Source organism: Salipiger bermudensis (genome assembly GCF_019801965.1).
GTDB lineage: Bacteria > Pseudomonadota > Alphaproteobacteria > Rhodobacterales > Rhodobacteraceae > Salipiger > Salipiger bermudensis_A.
The window spans coordinates 259,573-277,567 of the sequence record NZ_JAHVIA010000003.1 but is presented as its reverse complement, the minus strand read 5'-3'; the positions used below and the strand labels follow the sequence as shown (position 1 = coordinate 277,567).

General features: G+C 64.9%; 22 protein-coding genes. 6 read left to right on the top strand and 16 right to left on the bottom strand.

What is annotated here, in order from left to right; all coding sequences use genetic code 11:
* Window positions 1-3 precede the first annotated feature (3 nt).
* Genes flgA through KUV62_RS08320 form a run of 7 tightly spaced genes read right to left on the bottom strand, consistent with a single transcriptional unit; the run spans window position 4 to window position 3,336 of the window.
* Window positions 4-420 carry a flagellar basal body P-ring formation chaperone FlgA gene (flgA, locus tag KUV62_RS08350; protein ID WP_222603230.1) on the bottom strand — a complete coding sequence of 139 codons (417 nt, stop codon included), beginning with the start codon at window positions 418-420 and terminating at the stop codon, window positions 4-6.
* Window positions 420-1,205: a flagellar basal-body rod protein FlgG gene (gene flgG / locus KUV62_RS08345; RefSeq protein ID WP_222603229.1), complete on the bottom strand. Its 786-nt coding sequence runs from the start codon at window positions 1,203-1,205 to the stop codon at window positions 420-422. Before flgG ends, flgA begins: the two co-directional genes overlap by 1 nt.
* Before the next feature lie 10 nt (window positions 1,206-1,215).
* Window positions 1,216-1,929, bottom strand: coding sequence for a flagellar hook-basal body complex protein (locus tag KUV62_RS08340; protein ID WP_222603228.1), 714 nt, complete (start codon window positions 1,927-1,929; stop codon window positions 1,216-1,218).
* 1 nt (window position 1,930) lies between these two features.
* A complete protein-coding gene (locus KUV62_RS08335) occupies window positions 1,931-2,200 on the bottom strand; it encodes a flagellar biosynthetic protein FliQ (RefSeq protein ID WP_222603227.1) in 270 nt (89 codons plus the stop codon).
* Between the two features lie 3 nt (window positions 2,201-2,203).
* Complete coding sequence (gene fliE / locus KUV62_RS08330) at window positions 2,204-2,494, bottom strand: flagellar hook-basal body complex protein FliE (RefSeq protein ID WP_222603226.1); 291 nt, start codon at window positions 2,492-2,494, stop codon at window positions 2,204-2,206.
* 28 nt (window positions 2,495-2,522) lie between these two features.
* Window positions 2,523-2,915: a flagellar basal body rod protein FlgC gene (gene flgC / locus KUV62_RS08325; RefSeq protein WP_222603225.1), complete on the bottom strand. Its 393-nt coding sequence runs from the start codon at window positions 2,913-2,915 to the stop codon at window positions 2,523-2,525.
* 16 nt (window positions 2,916-2,931) lie between these two features.
* Window positions 2,932-3,336: a FlgB family protein gene (locus KUV62_RS08320; protein ID WP_315901565.1), complete on the bottom strand. Its 405-nt coding sequence runs from the start codon at window positions 3,334-3,336 to the stop codon at window positions 2,932-2,934.
* Window positions 3,337-3,394: 58 nt separating this feature from the next.
* Here KUV62_RS08320 and KUV62_RS08315 point away from each other — a divergent pair, with 58 nt between their 5' ends.
* Window positions 3,395-4,756: a FliI/YscN family ATPase gene (locus tag KUV62_RS08315; RefSeq protein WP_222603224.1), complete on the top strand. Its 1,362-nt coding sequence runs from the start codon at window positions 3,395-3,397 to the stop codon at window positions 4,754-4,756.
* Between the two features lie 4 nt (window positions 4,757-4,760).
* On the opposite strand, the gene KUV62_RS08310 is transcribed toward KUV62_RS08315, so the two are convergent.
* The 6 genes from KUV62_RS08310 to KUV62_RS08285 all read right to left on the bottom strand — a co-directional run bounded on the left by KUV62_RS08310 (window position 4,761) and on the right by KUV62_RS08285 (window position 8,942).
* On the bottom strand, window positions 4,761-5,963 hold the full coding sequence (locus KUV62_RS08310; protein ID WP_261395469.1) for a DUF1217 domain-containing protein: 1,203 nt from the start codon (window positions 5,961-5,963) through the stop codon (window positions 4,761-4,763).
* Window positions 5,964-5,974: 11 nt separating this feature from the next.
* Window positions 5,975-6,379 (bottom strand): flagellar biosynthesis repressor FlbT, encoded by a 405-nt coding sequence (gene flbT / locus KUV62_RS08305; protein WP_222603222.1) that lies wholly within the window; start codon window positions 6,377-6,379, stop codon window positions 5,975-5,977.
* On the bottom strand, window positions 6,376-6,753 hold the full coding sequence (gene flaF, locus KUV62_RS08300; RefSeq protein ID WP_222603221.1) for a flagellar biosynthesis regulator FlaF: 378 nt from the start codon (window positions 6,751-6,753) through the stop codon (window positions 6,376-6,378). Before flaF ends, flbT begins: the two co-directional genes overlap by 4 nt.
* 82 nt (window positions 6,754-6,835) lie before the next feature.
* A complete protein-coding gene (locus tag KUV62_RS08295) occupies window positions 6,836-8,125 on the bottom strand; it encodes a flagellin (RefSeq protein WP_222603220.1) in 1,290 nt (429 codons plus the stop codon).
* Between the two features lie 207 nt (window positions 8,126-8,332).
* Complete coding sequence (locus KUV62_RS08290) at window positions 8,333-8,689, bottom strand: flagellar protein FlgN (protein WP_222603219.1); 357 nt, start codon at window positions 8,687-8,689, stop codon at window positions 8,333-8,335.
* Complete coding sequence (locus KUV62_RS08285) at window positions 8,682-8,942, bottom strand: rod-binding protein (protein ID WP_222603218.1); 261 nt, start codon at window positions 8,940-8,942, stop codon at window positions 8,682-8,684. Before KUV62_RS08285 ends, KUV62_RS08290 begins: the two co-directional genes overlap by 8 nt.
* A 2,231-nt stretch (window positions 8,943-11,173) precedes the next feature.
* Here KUV62_RS08285 and KUV62_RS08280 point away from each other — a divergent pair.
* Window positions 11,174-11,779: a flagellar hook-length control protein FliK gene (locus KUV62_RS08280; protein WP_222603217.1), complete on the top strand. Its 606-nt coding sequence runs from the start codon at window positions 11,174-11,176 to the stop codon at window positions 11,777-11,779.
* Between the two features lie 10 nt (window positions 11,780-11,789).
* Window positions 11,790-12,467, top strand: a complete 678-nt coding sequence (locus tag KUV62_RS08275; protein ID WP_222603216.1) for a flagellar hook capping FlgD N-terminal domain-containing protein — start codon at window positions 11,790-11,792, stop codon at window positions 12,465-12,467.
* A 326-nt stretch (window positions 12,468-12,793) separates the two neighbouring features.
* On the opposite strand, the gene ubiB is transcribed toward KUV62_RS08275, so the two are convergent.
* Window positions 12,794-14,326 (bottom strand): 2-polyprenylphenol 6-hydroxylase, encoded by a 1,533-nt coding sequence (gene ubiB, locus KUV62_RS08270; RefSeq protein ID WP_222603215.1) that lies wholly within the window; start codon window positions 14,324-14,326, stop codon window positions 12,794-12,796.
* 3 nt (window positions 14,327-14,329) lie between these two features.
* Window positions 14,330-15,082 carry a bifunctional demethylmenaquinone methyltransferase/2-methoxy-6-polyprenyl-1,4-benzoquinol methylase UbiE gene (gene ubiE / locus KUV62_RS08265; protein WP_222603214.1) on the bottom strand — a complete coding sequence of 251 codons (753 nt, stop codon included), beginning with the start codon at window positions 15,080-15,082 and terminating at the stop codon, window positions 14,330-14,332.
* Window positions 15,083-15,176: 94 nt separating this feature from the next.
* On the opposite strand from ubiE, the gene mutM reads away from it, so the two are divergent.
* Together mutM and KUV62_RS08255 are read left to right on the top strand one after the other, a co-directional pair.
* Window positions 15,177-16,028: a bifunctional DNA-formamidopyrimidine glycosylase/DNA-(apurinic or apyrimidinic site) lyase gene (gene mutM, locus KUV62_RS08260; protein WP_222603213.1), complete on the top strand. Its 852-nt coding sequence runs from the start codon at window positions 15,177-15,179 to the stop codon at window positions 16,026-16,028.
* Between the two features lie 64 nt (window positions 16,029-16,092).
* Entirely contained in the window at window positions 16,093-16,869 is a 777-nt protein-coding gene (locus tag KUV62_RS08255; protein WP_222603212.1) for an enoyl-CoA hydratase, read from the top strand.
* A 61-nt stretch (window positions 16,870-16,930) separates the two neighbouring features.
* Here KUV62_RS08255 and KUV62_RS08250 read toward each other — a convergent pair whose 3' ends face one another.
* Window positions 16,931-17,113 (bottom strand): hypothetical protein, encoded by a 183-nt coding sequence (locus KUV62_RS08250; protein WP_222603211.1) that lies wholly within the window; start codon window positions 17,111-17,113, stop codon window positions 16,931-16,933.
* A gap of 271 nt (window positions 17,114-17,384) precedes the next feature.
* On the opposite strand from KUV62_RS08250, the gene rpsT reads away from it, so the two are divergent.
* Window positions 17,385-17,648: a 30S ribosomal protein S20 gene (gene rpsT, locus KUV62_RS08245; RefSeq protein ID WP_222603210.1), complete on the top strand. Its 264-nt coding sequence runs from the start codon at window positions 17,385-17,387 to the stop codon at window positions 17,646-17,648.
* Window positions 17,649-17,995: the final 347 nt, after the last annotated feature.

Below are 17,995 nucleotides of genomic sequence, written 5' to 3'. Positions count from 1 at the left end.
AACTCAGTCTCCCGCGATGCGCACGGCGCCATCATCGGTCACGGTTCCGAAGAGGGTGGTTCGGGAGGAGAGGTTCATCACCCGCACGCGCTCTCCGGCGCCGGCACGGTCGAGCGCGCGCCCCTCGGTGACGATGGAGAGCCCGTTGCGGGCGAAGCTGAGCTCGACGATCTGGTTGCGCTCCACCAGGGCGGGTGTGCCGACGGCGCCGCGCATCACCGGCCGGCCGGGATAGAGCGCCACCCTCGCTTCCTGCCCGACCACGTCCTCGAGCGCGCCATGGGCGCCGCGGATCTCTGCCGCGTCGAGACGGACGGCATCCGGGGGCACGATCTCCTGCGCGCGGATCGTCCGCGTCGCGATCACGGTTTCGGCGGTCGCGCTCGAGGCCGCGAGACAGAGGAGCAGCGCCAGCCTCATCAGCGCACCTGGACCGTCGCGCCAAGCATCTGGTCAGCGGCGGAGATGACCTTGGAATTGAGCTCGTAGCCGCGCTGGGCCTCGATCAGCTCGGTGATCTCGTAGACCGGATCGACGGAGCTGTCCTCGAGATAGCCATGCCGGAAGAATCCGAGCCCTTCCTGCCCGGCGGTTGTCTGGATCGGCGGGCCCGAGGCTTCGGTCTCGGTGAAGAGATTGCCTCCGATCGCCTCGAGCCCCTTCGGATTGGTGAATCCGACCAGCGTCAGCTGCCCGAGAAGCTGCGCTTCGACCGCGTCGTTGAAATAGGCGAAAATCTCGCCCTGCGGATTGATCGACAGGCTCGTCGCGTCGTCGGGTATGACGATCTCTGGCGCCACGGGCAGGCCATCGGAGGTCACGATCAGGCCCTCGCCGTCTCGTTTCAGCGCGCCGTCCCGGGTGTAGCCCGCGACGCCCGTCGGCAAGGTCACCTCGAAATATCCGCGCCCTTCGATGGCGAGATCGAGGTCACCCCCGGTCTGCGACAGCGCTCCCTGGGCGAGCTTCATGGTTACCGCCGCAGGGCGGGCCCCGAGGCCGAGCTGGACGCCGGTGGGCAGCATTGTGCCATCCGTGGCATTGACCGTCCCGGCCCGGGCGACCTGCTGGTAGTGCAGATCCGCAAACTCGGCCCGGCGCGCGTTGTATCCTGTGGTGCTCATGTTGGAGAGGTTGTTCGAGATCACCTCGACCCGCATCTGCTGGGCACTCATGCCGGTGGCGGCGATTTTCAGGGCACGCATATCGATCTCCTCATGTGCTCAACGCCTTGATCGCGGCGCGGACGCGCTCATCCTCGCGCTGCAGGAAGTTCTGGCCCATTTCGTAGGCACGCTGGACCTCGATCATCCGCGCGATCTGCAGCACCGGGTCGACATTCGAGCTCTCGACGAAGCCCTGGCGCAGGCGCGGCGCCTCGACAGGGTCGAAACCGGCGTCGGCGCGGAACAAGACGCCGCCTTCGCGCACCATGGCGCCGGGGTCGATCGGTTGGACGACCCCGATCTGCCCGATCGGAGCGCCATTGCTGCTCATCGTCCCGTCCTGCCCGATGGCGAGGTCGGTGGCGTCGGGCGGGACGAAGACCGGGGCACCGCCGGAATCGAGCACCGGGTAGCCATCCTGCGTGACGAGATCGCCCGCCGGGCTGCTGGCGAAGGCGCCGGCGCGGGTCAGCCGCTCTCCCGCCGGGGTCTGCACCAGGAAGAAGCCCTCTCCCTCGATGGCGAGGTCGAGCTGGCCGCCGGTGCGGGTCAGGGTGCCCTGCGCGAGAGAGGTGTTGCGCACATGGGCTGCCGACATGGCGACGCTGCCGTCACGGTCTGTCCCGCGGATATACTCGGAAAAGATCACCCCCTGCTGCCGGTAACCCGTCGTTGCCATATTGGCGATGTTGTTCGCCACCATCTGCATCTCGCGCATCAGGCCGCGCTGACGGGACAGGGTGGTATAATGCGTGATCCCCATCTCAGCCTCCCGTGATGACCGGGATGATCCGGCCCTGGAAGAAGCCGACCAGGGTTTCGGACATGAAACTCATGGACATCCAGAACACCACCACGATGGCCAGCAGCTTGGGCACGAAGGTCAGGGTCATTTCCTGCACCGATGTGAGCGCCTGGAACAGGCCGACGCCGACGCCGGCCAAGAGCGCCGCGGTCAGGATCGGGACCGAGGTGATGGTCGCGATCCAGAGCCCCTGGCGCAGCGTGTCGTAGAAGACGGTTTCGCTCAGCATGGCTCAGACCGGCATCCGGAGGATTTCCTGGTAGGCCTCGACGACCTTGTTGCGCAGCGCCACCACGGTTTCCACCGCGAGCTCGGACTGGGCCAGCGCTTCGACGAGCGCGTGCGGATCGGCATCTCCGGTCATCGCGGCGGCAGAGATTGTCTCTGCGGTCCGCAGCGTTGCAGAGAAATTCTGCGCCGCGGTCGACAGGCGCGCGGCGGCGCTGTCAGGTGCCGGTTGCGGCTCGGTGGCGGTGCGCTGTGCCGCGTATTTCTGAGCGGCGAAGAGCGATCGGACGTCCATTCTGGTCTCCTTTCACGCAGTGTCTGGTCTAGCCGCGGCGCAGCAGATCCATCAGGCTGCTGGACATCTGCCGGGTCTGTTCGAACATCTTGAGATTGGCCTCGTAGCTGCGCTGGGCCTCCCGTGCGTCGGCCAGCTCGATGATGAGGTCGACATTGGTGCCGTCATAGAACCCGGCGGCGTCGGCGAGCGGGTGCTGCGGATCCCAGATCCGCTCGAGCGCGCTGCGATCGAGCCTGGTGTCGCCGGCTTCGACCCGGCGCACGCCATTTTCACCATCGGCGAGGGTGAAGGGCAGGGTCTTGCGCCGGTATCCCGGCGTATCGACATTGGCGATATTCTCCGAGACCACGCGCAGCCGGCTGGCCTGCGCGCGCAGGCCGCTGGTGGAAACGGAGAGGGCATCCGAAAAGGCGCTCATCTGGTAGTCTCCATCTTTAGCGGGCGAGGCTGGCGCGCAGGATGTTGAGGCTCGAGCGGTAGACCGACAGCGCGCGCCCGTGCTTGCGCGACGCCTCGACCGCCGCAACCATCTCATCTTCTAGCGAGACCGCGTTGCCGTTGGGATCGACACTGTTCCGGCGGAAAGTCGGCTCGGGCAGGCCATCCTCGCGCAACCCGTTGAGATGCCTTTCGCGGGTGGCCCGCTGATCGGCGCTCGGCCTTCGGAATGTGTCTGCGAAATCTGGGATTTCGAGCGCGCGATACCCGGGAGTGTCCGCATTCGCGATGTTTTGCGCGGTCAGCGCCTGGCGCAGGCCTGAATGCCTGGCCAGCGCCATGGCGGTCTGAAACACGCCGAGATCTTTGAACATCGGGGCTTCTCCCTCGATTGGCTTCAATCAAGGCTTAACGGTGATTCCTTTAGAAATGGTTTGAGACCGCTGAAAGGGGCGCACGATGGAGCACATCGAATTTTCCGGCCTGCGGACGCAGATTGCGCAGATCCGCCCGGTGCGGGCCCTGGGTCGGGTGCGATCCGTCGATGGGACGGTGATCTGGATTCGGGGGCTTGCGCATCTGGCCTGCATCGGCGATCGGGTGCGGCTCTATCGTGGTGGCGGAGCGCTTGATGGCGAGGTGCTGCGAATCCGCGACGAACTCGTCGCCATGCTGCCCGACGAGGGGCCGGAAGGTGTATCGCAGGGGGATCGGGTCGCGGTGCTCGGGCCGCCTGTTCTGGCACCGTCGGATGACTGGATTGGCCGGGTGATCGATCCGTATGGTCATCCGCTGGACGGGCGGCCGCTCGCACCGGGGCCGCGCCGGCGACCGTTTCGAGCCAGCCCGCCACCGGCCGCGCAACGGCGGGGCCTCGGCCCGCGGCTGCGCACCGGCCTGGCGGCTTTCGATACGCTGCTGCCGCTTGTGCGAGGGCAGCGTATCGGCCTTTTCGCGGGCTCGGGCGTGGGCAAGTCGCGGCTTCTGGCCGCGCTCGGACAGGGGGTCGAGGCCGATGTCGCGGTGCTCGCCCTGATCGGGGAGAGGGGCCGTGAAGTACATGATTTTGTGCATGATATTCTGGGCCCCGAGGGTATGGCCCGCAGCGTCGTGGTGGCGGCGAGCTCGGATCGCTCGCCCCTCGAACGCCGGCGCTGTGCCCTCGCGGCGATGACGGTGGCAGAGCATTTTCGCGATGCCGGACGGCAGGTGCTCTTCCTCGCGGACTCGATCACGCGCTTCGCCGAAGCGCATCGCGAGGTCGCGGTCGCCGCAGGTGAAATGCCGGCGCTGCGGGGCTTCCCGCCCTCCACCGCCAACCAGATCATGCGGCTTGCGGAGCGGGCCGGCCCGGGTTTGCCCGGCGCGGGCGACATCACCGCCGTGTTCAGCGTCTTGGTCGCTGGGTCGGATATGGAGGAGCCGATCGCCGATATCCTGCGTGGCGTGCTCGACGGGCACGTTGTTCTGAGCCGCGAGATTGCCGAGCGCGGCCGGTTCCCGGCAATCGATGTGTTGCGATCGGTGTCTCGCAGCCTTCCAGAGGCAGCAAGTCCGGAGGAGAACGAGGTGCTGCTTCAGGCGCGCCAGCTTCTGGGCGCCTATGCCCGGTCGGAGACGATGCTCCGCGCCGGGCTCTATCGCGAAGGTGAGGATCCGGTGCTCGATCAGGCCATTCGCGCGTGGCCGGATCTCGATGCCTTTGTCTCTGACCCGGCGCCAAATGGGCCGGAGGCGGCGTTCAATCAGCTTCGCCTGATCCTGCGCCGCTCCGGTATACGCCCGCCACAGCCGCGCCCCCGGCTCTCGGCGGCGAGCTAGGCGGCTATCGATCGTCGCGGTTGTAGCGGATGGTACTGAGGAGGCTGAGGGCGATCTGCTGTGAGCCAAAGGCGCCCGCCTGCGAGATCTGGTCCTGAAGAAGGTAGCTCTGCACGATCCGGTTCAGTGTCTTTGGATCTTCCAAGTCTGCAAAACTCTCGATGCCAATACGCTGTCGGGCCCTGTCGGAGACGATTTCGACCTGCTTGTCGAGGTCGATCTGGCTGAATCCGTCTGGCAGTCCGAGCGCGGTCTCGAAGACCTCGCGCATCATCTTGCTGCCGAGAATATTGTACCACTTCGCCTTGTCACTGAGATCGCTGGCGGCCAGTTCCGGCAGCGAGCGCTGGAACTTGAGCGCCGTACCTATCGCCTCGTCGACCTCGCTCACGGCATCTTCGAAACGTTGCCAGCGGAACTGATCGGTGATGTTGGTGGCGAACCCCTCGGTCTGCAGGACCGTCCTGGTCTCTGTCTCGTAGAAGGCGAAGGCCTTGGAGAAGGCACGCAGATTGGGATCGCCCAGAAGGTTGGACAGCGCTCTTGGCTCGGCCGGATCCTCTTCGAGCGTGCGCCGAAGCACGGTGCTGCTGCGCGCCCGGTCGCCCAGATCGAACGCGGTGATCGCAACCTGGCGCAGCTCCGGATCGAGCAGGAGCGCATCCGCGGAAGAGATACGCGAGATGTTTTCGGTGAAATAGGCGCGAGAGATCTCTAGGTTCTCCTCGACCTGAGCCGCGAAGAGCGCAGCATAGTCCGGATCGGCAAGGTATTCCGGCTGGGCCAGGGTCTCGGTGAGGTTGGCGCGGACGCGCTCTTCGTAGCGGGCTAGGATCGTCTCTGCGAAACCCTCTTCCTGGGTTTTGTGCGCTATGACAGGTTCGAAATCGAAGGCCTCGACCAAGGCGACATAGCGGCTGTCGTTCAGCTTGTTGGCAAGGGCATCGTCCTCGGATGTGCCTTCCTCGATCAGCCGCTTGACGAGATATTTGCTGTCGACCTCATCTTCCATGCCGAACGCCGTCAGCGCCACGCTGAGCAGCCGCCGATTGTCGACAAGCTCTTGTGCAGAGCCGATCTCGCCGATGCGCTCCTGGAAATACGTGGCTTCGCGTGTCAGTTCGGAAGTCTTGTTGAAGGCGGCACGCTGGGTCTCGATCGTGTTCTGGAGGATCTGCCAGCCGACGAGCCCCGGCGCGCCGATCATTGGAGTGTAGCTCATTGCTGGCGCGCGGCGAGCAGCCGGTCCTCTCGCGGAATAAGGCTCCGCAGCGCCTTCAGGGACTGATAATACTGGCCGTCGAGCAAGCTGGTCGTGGCCTTGTTGAGGAGCTCGCGGCTGTCCGGGTCGGTCAGGATGCGGCTGAGCTCCTCGATGCCGCGGAGCAGCTGGCGCTGCGCCTCGTCAGGATCGATATCGCCGGTGAGGATCAGCTGTGTCATGTAGCAGAGGCGGCGCACCGGGGTTCGGGCCTCCTCCGGGTGAATGGCATCGCGCAGGCGCAGGATATTGGCCTTCGGAGTGACGATTGAGAGGCGGCTGCGGCGATCCCCGTTCTCGATCACGGCGCCGTTGATCAGAACCCGTTCCCGCGGTCCGAGTTTGAGGACGAGCCCGCTCATCGTGTCGGCCTCTGGCCACCAAGACCGCGCAGGATCGCGGCGTTGACCTCGAGCAGGGGGGCGAGCCGCGCTTTTCGGGCGAGCACCTTGCCGGTGTGGGTCTGAACGAATTCGGCAAGATAGAAAATCTGTGCCCGAAGCTCCTGTGGCAATGCGTTGTCCGGGCTGACTACGTCGACGGCAAGGGCCGTCCAGAGCCTGCGATTGTCGTAAAGCGCCCGCACGAGACAGGGATAGGCCGTTGGCCCGGCCTGTGCGGCAGATTTGATGCGATGCGTCACGCGCGCGAGCAGGTCATATTCGATGGCCCGGTCGGTCCGCGTGCTGGTTGTGGGCTGGGTGTAGGCGCGCTGCGCCATGAGAAGGGCGTTCACGGCGGAACCTTCCGACTGTGTTTCTGCTGAAGCGGTTCGCTAGCGGATGAAGGCCGGCTGGGCCGGCCCTCGAAGCCTTGTCTTACTGGAAGAGCGACAGCAGCGACTGCGGCGCCTGGTTGGCGATCGAGAGCGCCTGAACGCCGAGCTGCTGCTGCACCTGCAGCGCCTGCAACCGGGCCGAAGCCTCTTCCATGTCGGCATCGACCAGCGTGCCAATGCCGGATTTCAGAGAGTCGATCAGGCTCGAGATAAACTCGGTCTGGGTCTCGATGCGGCCCTGAACCGAACCGAAGGCGGCAGCGGAGTCGATGGCCGTCTGCAGAAGACCCTCGATGCCGGCGAGCGCCGCGTCGGTGCCGTCGTCGGTCGTGACGTCGAACTCGGCCAGCAGCTCGAGGCCTCCGCCGATGGTGCCGTCGGCCTCTGCCTCAAGGGTCGCGATGTCGGCGATGTCGGATTGCTCCACCACGCTGTTATCGTCAGAGATCGCTTCATCGTAGTTGTTGGTGAAGTCGATCTGACCCGCATTGGTCGCGTTGACCGAGAAGGTGATTTGCAGACCATCCGAAGCAGCCTGGAAGTTCAGGCGCTCGACCATGGCTGCGGTGACGTCGGCGAGGGTATCGCCGTCGCGGGCCACGTATTCGACATCTGCCGAGAAATCGTAGGCTTCCGCAGAGACATCGCCTGCGAAGTTGCTGCTGCCGGTCACCTTGAAGTTCGCGCCGGCGACCAGCTCGTCATCCGCGCCGACCCCGTCGAAGGTCACGTATGTAGCGGTGGCGCCGACTGCCACACCGGTCGTGTTGGTCGAAACATCCAGGTTCGTGGTGCCGGTCGAGGCTTCCCCGGTCCCCAGGTCCTGTTTCGCAACGGCGATGTCGGAGGCGGAAACGCCGGTCCCGGAGCGGTCGAGCGACGCGAGGACATTGATATTGCCGGAATCGGCGGTCGTGTCGGTGTTCGACAGCAGGTTCAGGCCGTTGAACTGGGCCGCACCCACGACCGCATCGATCTGGTCGCGCAGCGCGTTGATATCCGTCTGGATCTTGGCCCGGTCGACGTTTTCTTCCTGCGCAGCAACGATCTTGCCCTTGATGTCGGTCAGCAGGTCGGTGACCGTTTCCGACGCGGAGCGGGCCACGGCGACGGTCGACTCGCCGAGGTTGAGGCTGTCGGAGATGCCTTTGAAGCCCTTCACATCGGCTTCCATCACCTTCGAGATCGCCCAGACGGCGGCATTGTCCTTGGCGTCGGCAACGCGCTTGCCGGTCGAGATTTCACCTTGCGTGGTGGCGAGGCTGTTGTTGATGGTCTTGAGGGTCTGCAGCGCCACCATGGCGCCGTTGTTCGTCAGAATGCTAGACATGGATGTTCGTCCTTGGGTCATGCGACGCTTTGCGCCGTATTGATGAGGTGCCGGAAACCGGCGATCTGAACGTCTTTCTGACGAGTGCAGGAAGGGCCGCTTGCCCGCTGCGCCATCCGTCTCGGATGCAGGAGCGACCTTGGGCGACAAACCCTAACGAAGCGCTAAGCGCCTCTGGCGGGCTTGGATCGATTCAACACAAATGCCTCATGCCCGGCGCTCGACCTTCTGTGTGGCGGGCAGGTCGATGGTCGCCCGGCGGCCGCCCGAATCGTAGACATCCATGGAGCACCGCATCCTTCGCATGGCGCCGAAGCGCTCCGCCGCATTGCGAATCCCGGCAAGGGATTGATCGAAAAGCGCCTGGTTGCGAACCATGCGCTCATGCATCTGCCGAAGCGCCTCGCGATCCTCTGGCAAGGCCTCGCGGAGCTCGGAAATCAGCGCGGCCTTGGCCTCCATCAACGGTCCGATTTCGTCGAGCGCGCCGGCCAGCAGGCAGGCGCGCTCCTGCGCGAGAAGGCGGCCGAGCGCCTCCAGCGGGTCATCCACCGGATCAGTCATGCTGTCTCCTCGCGAGCGCCTGAAAGATCGACTCTGCCAGCCCGATTCCGCCGGAGCTGGCCAGGGCTTCGGCATGTTCCCGGGCCAGAAGCGAAGCGAACTGATCCTCGCCGACGCCGCCACCGAAGGCGCCCCGGCTCTCTCCAAGCCCCGCGGCGCGCAACATCTCGGCGAGGAAGCTGGCCTCGAGCGCGACGGCGGCGCGATAGAGATGGGCCGTGGCCCCGGGCGTGGGGGCCGAAGAAATATCCATGGGTCTCTCCAATTTGCAGCATTGCTCGTGAGATTGCGGCAAAGGCGGTAAAGAATCGGTAAGGAGAAACGGGGTAAACCGGCCGCAGTGGAAGAATTCCCGGAGCGACTATGCTGAACTCCCTGATCGGTCTGCTGACCTTGACCCAGTCTCATGTGCCATCCGTTGAAGGCGCGAGCGCCTCAGAGGGCGCGGCGAGCTTCGAAGAGGTTCTCGGCGCGCTTTACGGGAAGCATGATGGCGAGAGATCTGACCTCGAGAGGGGGAGCACTCTCGAGACTCCTCCTGAGACTGACCCGATGGCGACGGATGGGGAGAAGGTTGAGGCGGATGATGCCGGGAAGCTGAGGGAGCAAGCCGAGGCAGGCGTGTCGAAGGAAGAGCCGCTTCAGGACGCAGATCCGTTCTCGCCCGAATTCAGTCAGCCAGTCGAGAGCTCGGGCCAGTTAGAGACACGGACCGTGCCGGGAGACCTCGTTGGAGTGCCGCTTGGCCCTCTCCGTGATACGAGCGCGGCCGCGCGAAAACAGGTGGCCGCGGCAAGTGCCAGAGACGCTCTCGAGAAGGCCCCCACCACCGCTTCGGAGCCTGCGGGGGCATCGTCGGCGGCCAACGCGACGACCGGGATGGCGGAGGGTCGGGCGCCCTCTACCATTGCGCCAGATCGTAATGGCACGCTCGGCGCGACCTCTACGGGGCAGACCGATCCTGAGACGCGGGAAAGTCGCCGAGGATTGGAAAAGGGTGGGAGAGAGCTCCCCGATGCCCGAGGTCCTGTGAATGACACTCGTTCTGCGCCGGCTGCTAAGGGCACCGTCAGGTCGAATGGCGCGCTCAAGAGCGGCCGGCGGAATGCATCCGCTGCACAGAGAGGGCAGGCGCTCGGGCCCGGCTCGGTTGAACTGCAACGGGCGGCCTCGATGGCCGCCGGCTCGCGCGCGGGGGCCTCTCTGCGGCTCGCGGGTGAGCCAACGAGAGCGGAGCCCGAGGTAACGAGGGGCGTAGCAAAGAGCGCATCGGTGCCTTCTGAGAAAAATGGTGTGACCAGTCCGCAGAACTCCGGCCTGCTATTCGCCCGCAATGGGCAGGCCATCGAACAGCGAGTGACATCAACCTTGCCTACGGATCCTGCGGTCGCGGCGCCTGATAATGCGATGTCGGCTTCCGATCCGAGCAGAGAAGCGCGCCCTGCAGCAATTCCGAAAGTCACCGGAGCTGCGCCGCAACAGCGATCATTCAGAGTGGGCGCTCCAACCGATAGTGTCAGCTCTTATGCGCAGCGGGGCTTGCACCGGGAGCAGCGCTCGGGTGGGCAGGCCAAAACAGTTAAGCATCTGCAGATCCCGGATGCTGCAGGCTCGAAAGAGATCGGTCGCCATCGAGACAGGCTCGAGCAGGGCGAGGCGCCCGGGACGCGACAGGTCATGGGTGCCTTGATCGAAACCGGTTCGAAAGCACCGGGGTCCGGAGCGAAGCCCGCCAACATGCCCATGGCTCCGCAAGGCGACACTGGCACGCAGGGATCAGAAGTCGGTCGGGGCGCAGAGTGGGAGGGCCGACTGGAGAAATCTGCGCAGCGCCAGGCTGATGATACTGTAGGGGGTGCAAAATCGCCGCTGATTGAGGGCTCACGAGCAGACGGATACCCATCTTCTTTCACAACTGAGCGATCCGGCGCGAGCGCGGAAACTCCTCCCACAGCAGAAACCGGTCGCACTTCGTTCCTTGAGCTTGAAACTCTCTTAGGCGAATCGCGGATATCCTTAAGCCAGCAGAGAGCTGAGCGCTTGGGTGCCGCGCGCAACGGAGGGGCGAGGCCGCTCGACGCGATCACGAAGCCGAAAGCGCAGGACGATACGAGAGGCGCTCGGGGCGGCCAGAGCGTGTTGATTGCGTCCGCAGGCCAAGCGAGCAGCGTTGCAAAGGGCGGTCCGTCCCGGGCGAATTCAGGCTCTGTAAATGCCGAGATCGGTTCGTCGGCAGCGCCTTTGGGCGCTGAGCTCAAGCGAGGCCGGACAGGGCATCCGGACGTCGTTGCGCGCGTGTCTGCCTTGGGCTCGAAGCGGCCCGGTGCAGTAGCGAAAGAGGTGGTCGCAGCTTCGAGCCAAAGGGCTGGGGAGCTCCTCGCGAAGGGGGCCCGAGATGAAGTGCGGGATCGGCCAGCGGAGCCGTTTGAGACCAGACCGAGAAATCGCGTTGTCGCTGAGGATCGGGACGCGCCGCCTCGCGGCATGATCACGTCCGCCAAGGCTTCAGCCCCGATGGTCAGCGCGAGGGCGCCCAAAATCATTCCCGAAATCGGGCAAACCGGCCTGCCGGATGTGACCTCTCCGGTGATCGAGCCCTTGCCGGCGGATCCGCTGTCGAGCGCAACACCAGGCGAGCCGCGCTCCACCGCCCTCGCTTCGCATGCCGGTTCCTTTGCCCCAGTCACACGTGACACGGCGACTCTGCTGCGACAGGCGTCGGAGGCCTTGACCGCTGCGGCCGACGCGCAGGGCGAGGTGATCGAGCTCAAGCTGAAGCCGGAAGAGCTGGGCCAGCTCCGATTTCGGATCGGCCAAGGCGAGGCCGGACTTGTCCTCAGCCTGAGCGCCGATCGACCGGAGACACTCGATCTCCTGCGCCGCCACGTTGATCAACTCGCGCGTCACCTGTCGGATCTGGGCTACGGCTCGGCAAGCTTCAGCTTTTCTGACGGGCAGGGTCAGGCAGGCCCAGGTGCCGGGCAGGGATCGGCGCCGATGGTGATCGACGAGGTGATGCCCGCGGCACAAGAGGCGCCGGCACGGGCATCGGTCATGGCCGCGCCCGAAGGGCTGGATTTAAGACTTTGAGGAGATCGTTATGGAAAGTACTGCAGCAATCGAGGGCGTCCCGAGCGGAGCGGCGAGCGCAGCGGGTCAGGTCGCCGACAAAGGCTCTGATACGACACGGGCGGTTCTCAGCAGCGATTTCGAGACCTTCCTCAAGATGCTGACCACGCAAATGAAATACCAGGATCCGCTGAACCCGGTGGAATCGAGCGAGTATGCCACGCAACTCGCGACCTTTTCCTCCGTAGAGCAGCAGGTGCTGACCAACGATCTCCTGAAGGAGCTTGGCAATGCCCTCGGAGGTGGCGCACTGCAGCAGCTTGGCGCGTGGATCGGGCGAGATGTCTTGGCGGAGGCGCCGGTACAGTTCGATGGCGCGCCGCTCGTGATGCGCCCGGTGTTCGAGCCCGGAGCCAGCTCCGCGCGGCTCATCGTGCGCGATGCTGCGGGCGCGGTGGTGCAGAGGCTGCCGCTGGATCTCTCGAGATCGGTCGTGGCCTGGTCGGGGCTCGATGCGAGCGGGGCGCCTTTCCCGACCGGGATTTACCGCTTCACCGTAGAGAGCCTGTCGGGGTCTGCGACCCTGTCGAGCAAGCCTGCGCAGGTTTACAACCCGGTGATCGAGGTGCGGCGCGATGGACCGTCGGTGCTTCTGACATTGTCTGACGGCAGCGAGATCGACGCCGAGACGATCACATCCGTGCGGTGATGCTGCTCCCGCTTGGCCATTTCTGGCGCCTAATGCGCGAACGCCTCCAGTGCAAGTCGGAGCATCGGCGGGCCAGCCGACCGAAGATCGCGTCCACTCAGCGGCGTTTCAGCTTCGGGGCGGCATGGTCAAATTGGTCCGGTCGCTTCGCGTGTCTTGCGATTTGGCCGTGGCCGACGACCAAGATCCGAAGCAAGACAGGAGCGAATCCGGCAGGGCAGATCCGTTCTCGAAGAAAAGCCCCGCCGCCGGGGTATGCCAAGGGGCGACATGCCATGCTTCATGGACGCAAAGGTCGGAGCCCTGAAAGCGCGATCGCGAAGCGATCAGGCCAGAACGTGCCAGACAAGGACGATCGCCGCCCCGATCGCGGCGCCCGCGCTGCCCCAGCCCAGGCGGGTGCGCCAATGCTTGCGGCTGGTGCCGGTTTCACCTTCCGACTGCCGGATCAGCGCGGCTTCGACCAGCCCTGGCAGGCGCGGCCCGAAGCGCCCGAGCACCTGTGCCGTCTGGACGAGGTCCCGCAGTGCCGCGCGCGGGCCGATGGAGGTCTTGATGTAATCCTCGACCACGGGCTTGGCGGTGTTCCAGATATTCATCCGCGGGTTCAGCGAGCGCGCCACGCCCTCGACCACCACCATCGTGCGTTGCAACAGGATCAGCTCGGTGCGGGTCTGCATGCCAAACCGCTCGGTCACCTCGAAGAGGTAGGAGAGCAGCCGGGCCATCGAGATCCGGGTCGCGTCCATGCCGAAGATCGGCTCTCCGACGGCGCGAAGCGCGCGGGCGAACTCGTCGACATCACGGTCGGCCGGGACGTATCCGGCCTCGAAATGCACCTCGGCAACGCGCTTGTAATCGCGCCGGATGAAGCCATAGAGGATCTCGGCATAGACCCGACGGGTGTACTCGTCGATATGGCCCATGATGCCGAAATCATAGGCGATGATGTTGCCGTTGGGCGCGACCTTGAGGTTGCCTTGGTGCATGTCGGCGTGGAAGAAACCGTCGCGCAGGGCGTGGTTGAGGAACAGTTGCAGCACCCGTTCGCTGAGCAGCTCGCGGTCGTGACCGGCGGCATCGAGCGCGGCATTGTCGCCCAGGGGCGCGCCTTCGGCCCAGCTCATGGTCATGACCCGACGGCCCGACAGCCCCCAGACCACCGAAGGCAGCTCGAAGCCATCATCGTCGGCGGTGTTGGCGGCGTATTCCGAGGCAGCAGCGGATTCGAGCCGCAGGTCGAGCTCGCCCATCACCACGCTTTCGAAATGCGCGATAACATCGCGCGGCCGCAGCCGGCGCGAGGCCGGCGACAGTGTCTCGATCATGTCGGCGGCGAAGTAGAAGGCATCGATATCGGTGCGGAAGGCACGCTCGATGCCCGGGCGCAGCACCTTGACGGCGACGGTCTCGCCGGTATCGGCGCGGCGCGCCTTATGCACCTGCGCGATCGAGGCAGCCGCGACGGGGGCGCTGAACTCGCTGAAGATCTCGGAGACGGGCGCACCCAGTTCCGCCTCGATCTGGCGCTCGGCCTGCTCGATGCCGAAAGGAGGCAGCTTGTCCTGCAGCACCCGGAGCTGGTTGGCGAGGTCCTCACCGACCACGTCCGGCCGGGTCGAGAGGATCTGGCCAAACTTGATATAGGCGGGGCCAAGCGCCGTCAGCGCGCGGGGCGCGGGCGGCATCGAGGGATCGCCCTCGATCCCCGTCCACTTGAACGGCCAGACCAGCGTGCGGAAGGCGATGCGCACCATCTTCGGCGCATCGAACGCGTCGAGCACCACGCCCATCGCGCCGGTGCGCTCGAAGGTGGCGCCGGTGCGGATCAGACGCCAGATATTGTGCGGTCCGCGCATGGCTCAGATCTTCCAGCCGGAATGCAGGCAGGCGATGCCCATGCTCAGGTTGCGGTACTTGGCGTTCTCGAACCCGGCGGCGCGCACCATGCCGAGAAAGGTCTCCTGGTCGGGGAACTTGCGGATCGATTCCACCAGGTATTGATAGCTGTCGCGGTCGCCGGCGATCATCTGGCCCATGCGCGGGATGATGTTGAAGGAATAGAGATCGTAGGCCTTCTGCATCATGTCGTTGGGGATCTGGCTGAACTCGAGCACCATCAGCCTGCCGCCCGGTTTCAACACGCGGAACGCCTCGTTGAGCGCCTCCTGCGGGCGTGTGACGTTCCGGATGCCGAAGGAGATGGTGTAGACATCGAACGTGTTGTCGGGAAAGGGCAGCGCCATGGCGTCGCCCACCACCCAGTCGAGCTGCTCGGCCATCGCCGCGGCATCGGCGCGCTTGCGTCCCTCGACCAGCATCGGCTCGGTCAGGTCGAGCACGGTCGCATGGCCGTGGCCGGCGCGCTTGAGGAAGCGGAACGAGATGTCGCCGGTGCCGCCGGCCACGTCGAGCAGCCGCTGCCCCGGGCGCGGGGCCAGCCAGTCCATCATCGCGTCCTTCCAGACCCGGTGGATGCCGAGCGACATGGCATCGTTCATCACGTCGTATTTCGACGCCACCGAGTTGAAGACGCCCTGCACGCGACCGGCCTTCTCGGTCTCGGGGATGTCGGTGAAGCCGAAATGCGTGGTTTTCTGGGTGTCGTCGGTCATGGGTCTTGCCGTTTTGCTGCTGCATCTCCTTATAGGGCGCAGGCGGGGCGCTGCAATGCGGCCCTTCGACAAGACGCTGTGACCCGGAGAGATCATGCCCGAATTGCCCGAGGTGGAAACCGTGCGCCGCGGTCTTGCCCCCGTGATGGAGGGCAACCGCATCGCCCGCGCGCAGGTCAACCGGCCCGACCTGCGCTGGCCCTTCCCCGAGCGCATGGCCGAGCGGCTCACGGGGGCGCGGATCCTCCAGTTGCGGCGGCGGTCGAAATATATCCTCGGCGATCTCGACACCGGCGAGACGCTGCTGATCCATCTCGGCATGACCGGGCGGATGCTGGTTTCGGGCGACGCGCTGGGGCGCTTCGTGCACGATCACCCCGCTCCGAAGAAGCACGATCACGTGGTGCTCGACCTCGAGGATGGCGCAAGGGTGACCTTCAACGACCCGCGCCGCTTCGGCGCGATGGACCTGATGCAGACCGCCACCGCCGAGGCCCACCCGCTGCTCGCCGCGCTGGGGCCCGAGCCGCTTGGCAACGGGTTCAGCGAATCCCACCTGATGGCGGCGCTCAAGGGGCGCAACATGCCGATCAAGTCGGCGCTGCTCGACCAGAAGATCGTTGCGGGCCTGGGCAATATCTACGTCTGCGAGGCGCTTTATCGCTGCGGAATTCATCCCGGACGTCGCGTCAGACGGATTTCCGAGAAACGCATCGCCGCGCTGGTGCCGGTGATCCGCGGGGTGCTGGAAGAGGCCATCGCCGCAGGCGGATCGAGCCTGCGGGATTTTCGCCAAGCCGATGGCGAACTTGGATATTTCCAGCACAGCTTCGATGTCTACGGCCGTGAGGGCGAACCCTGCCGAACCCCCGATTGCGGTGAGACGGTGCACCGGATCGTTCAATCTGGGCGGTCGTCGTTCTACTGTCCGCGGTGCCAAAGATAGCTTGATTGCGAGGGCCAAGCTGGTAAGGCTGCCGTCTGACGCTAACGGACGGGAGCCCGAAGTCATGGCCTATGAGACGATCATCGTCGAAATAGATGACCACGTCGCAACGATCACACTCAATCGCCCGGATGCCCTCAACGCCCTCAACAGCCACCTGCTGCAGGAGCTGGCGCAGGCGCTCGGCGAGCTGGACGCCAATGACAAGGTGCGCTGCATCATCCTGACCGGCTCGGCAAAGGCCTTTGCCGCCGGGGCGGACATCAAGGAGATGTCCGAGAAGAGCTTTGTCGACATGTTCCTCGGAGATTTCTTCGAGCCGGCGACCGAGGCGGTGAGCAAGGTGCGCAAGCCGGTGATCGCCGCGGTGGCCGGCTACGCGCTGGGCGGCGGCTGCGAGCTGGCGATGATGTGCGATTTCATCATTGCTGCCGACAACGCCAAGTTCGGCCAGCCCGAGATCAATCTCGGGGTCATCGCCGGCATCGGCGGTACGCAGCGCCTGACGCGCTATGTCGGCAAGTCCAAGTCGATGGACATGCACTTGACCGGGCGCTTCATGGATGCCGAGGAGGCCGAGCGCGCCGGGCTGGTGAGCCGCATCGTGCCGGCCAAGCAGCTGATGGAAGAGACCAAGCAGGCGGCCGAGAAGATCGCCGAAAAGTCGATGCTGGCCAGCATCGCCGCCAAGCAGGCGGTGAACCGGTCCTACGAGACCACGCTGACCGAGGGCCTGCTGTTCGAGCGCCGGCTGTTCCACTCGCTGTTCGCGACCGAGGATCAGAAAGAGGGCATGGCGGCATTCCAGGAAAAGCGCACCGCGCAGTTCCGCGACCGCTGAGCCCCGCTTCGCCAGTTTGAGAACGGCCCGCCCAGAGAGGCGGGCCGTTCGCATTTTGGGCTCAGCCTTGCAGAGCACCGCGTCGGCTGCGGATTGCCGCCTGGATGGCGCGCCAATCCTCCGCCTGGGCGGTGTTGCCGCTCTCCTCGCAGGCGCGCGCCTTTTGGGCCGCCTCGGCCTCGGCTCGGTCGCCATGCGCGCGGTAGAGCGATTGGGCATACTCGGAAATCTGCATCGCATTCATCTCTGATTCCTCCTTTCAGAATGAACGGGCCCCATCGGGTCCGGCTCTGAATATAGGGTCTAGAGCGTGATTCTGCGACCGGCAGGCGTGTTTCCGCGCCGACCGGGGTTTGCAAGGGCGCATTTTTGCTGTATGCGCCGCCGCTACATGCGCGTGATGCCCGCTCAGGCAAGAATCGGTCCGGTGACAATCGTCCGGGTCAGAGTGCCATTGCGCGACCCGGATACCGTTGGCCCCCACAGCAGGGGCAGAAGACAGAGGACTGATCATCATGGCTAACTCCCCCCAGGCGAAGAAGCGCGCCCGTCAGAACGAAAAGCGTTTTGCGATCAACAAGGCGCGCCGTTCGCGCATCCGCACCTACCTGCGCAAGGTCGAAGAGGCGATTGCCTCGGGCGACCAGGACGCCGCGAAGGCCGCTCTGCAGGCCGCTCAGCCCGAGCTGATGCGCGGTGTGACCAAGGGCGTCTTCCACAAGAACACCGCATCGCGAAAGATGTCGCGCCTCGCATCGCGGGTGAAAGCGCTGGGCTGAAAAGCCACACCCGATTTGTAGACGAATAAAAAGGCACCACAATCTGTGGTGCCTTTTTCTTATTGAGCCACGATTTCTTGAGCTCAGAGATTCTTTTTCAGGATTCCTCTGAGTCAACATTTAAGTTCGGTTGCCGTGGTTCACGCCAAATTGCTAATTTCACCGAGCGAGTCACATTGCTTGGGGGGACAGGCAAGCAGCGCAACGCCGCGGTTTTTTCTGGCGGTTGCACTGCGCTTTGGCGGTCTGCTGCACCAGCCGCCAAAACAGGGCATTTGCTCTGCCAGTCCGAGGTAAACACATGCGCGAATAGCGCCTGATGAGGTCAGCTCTTGGTTGGGATGCCA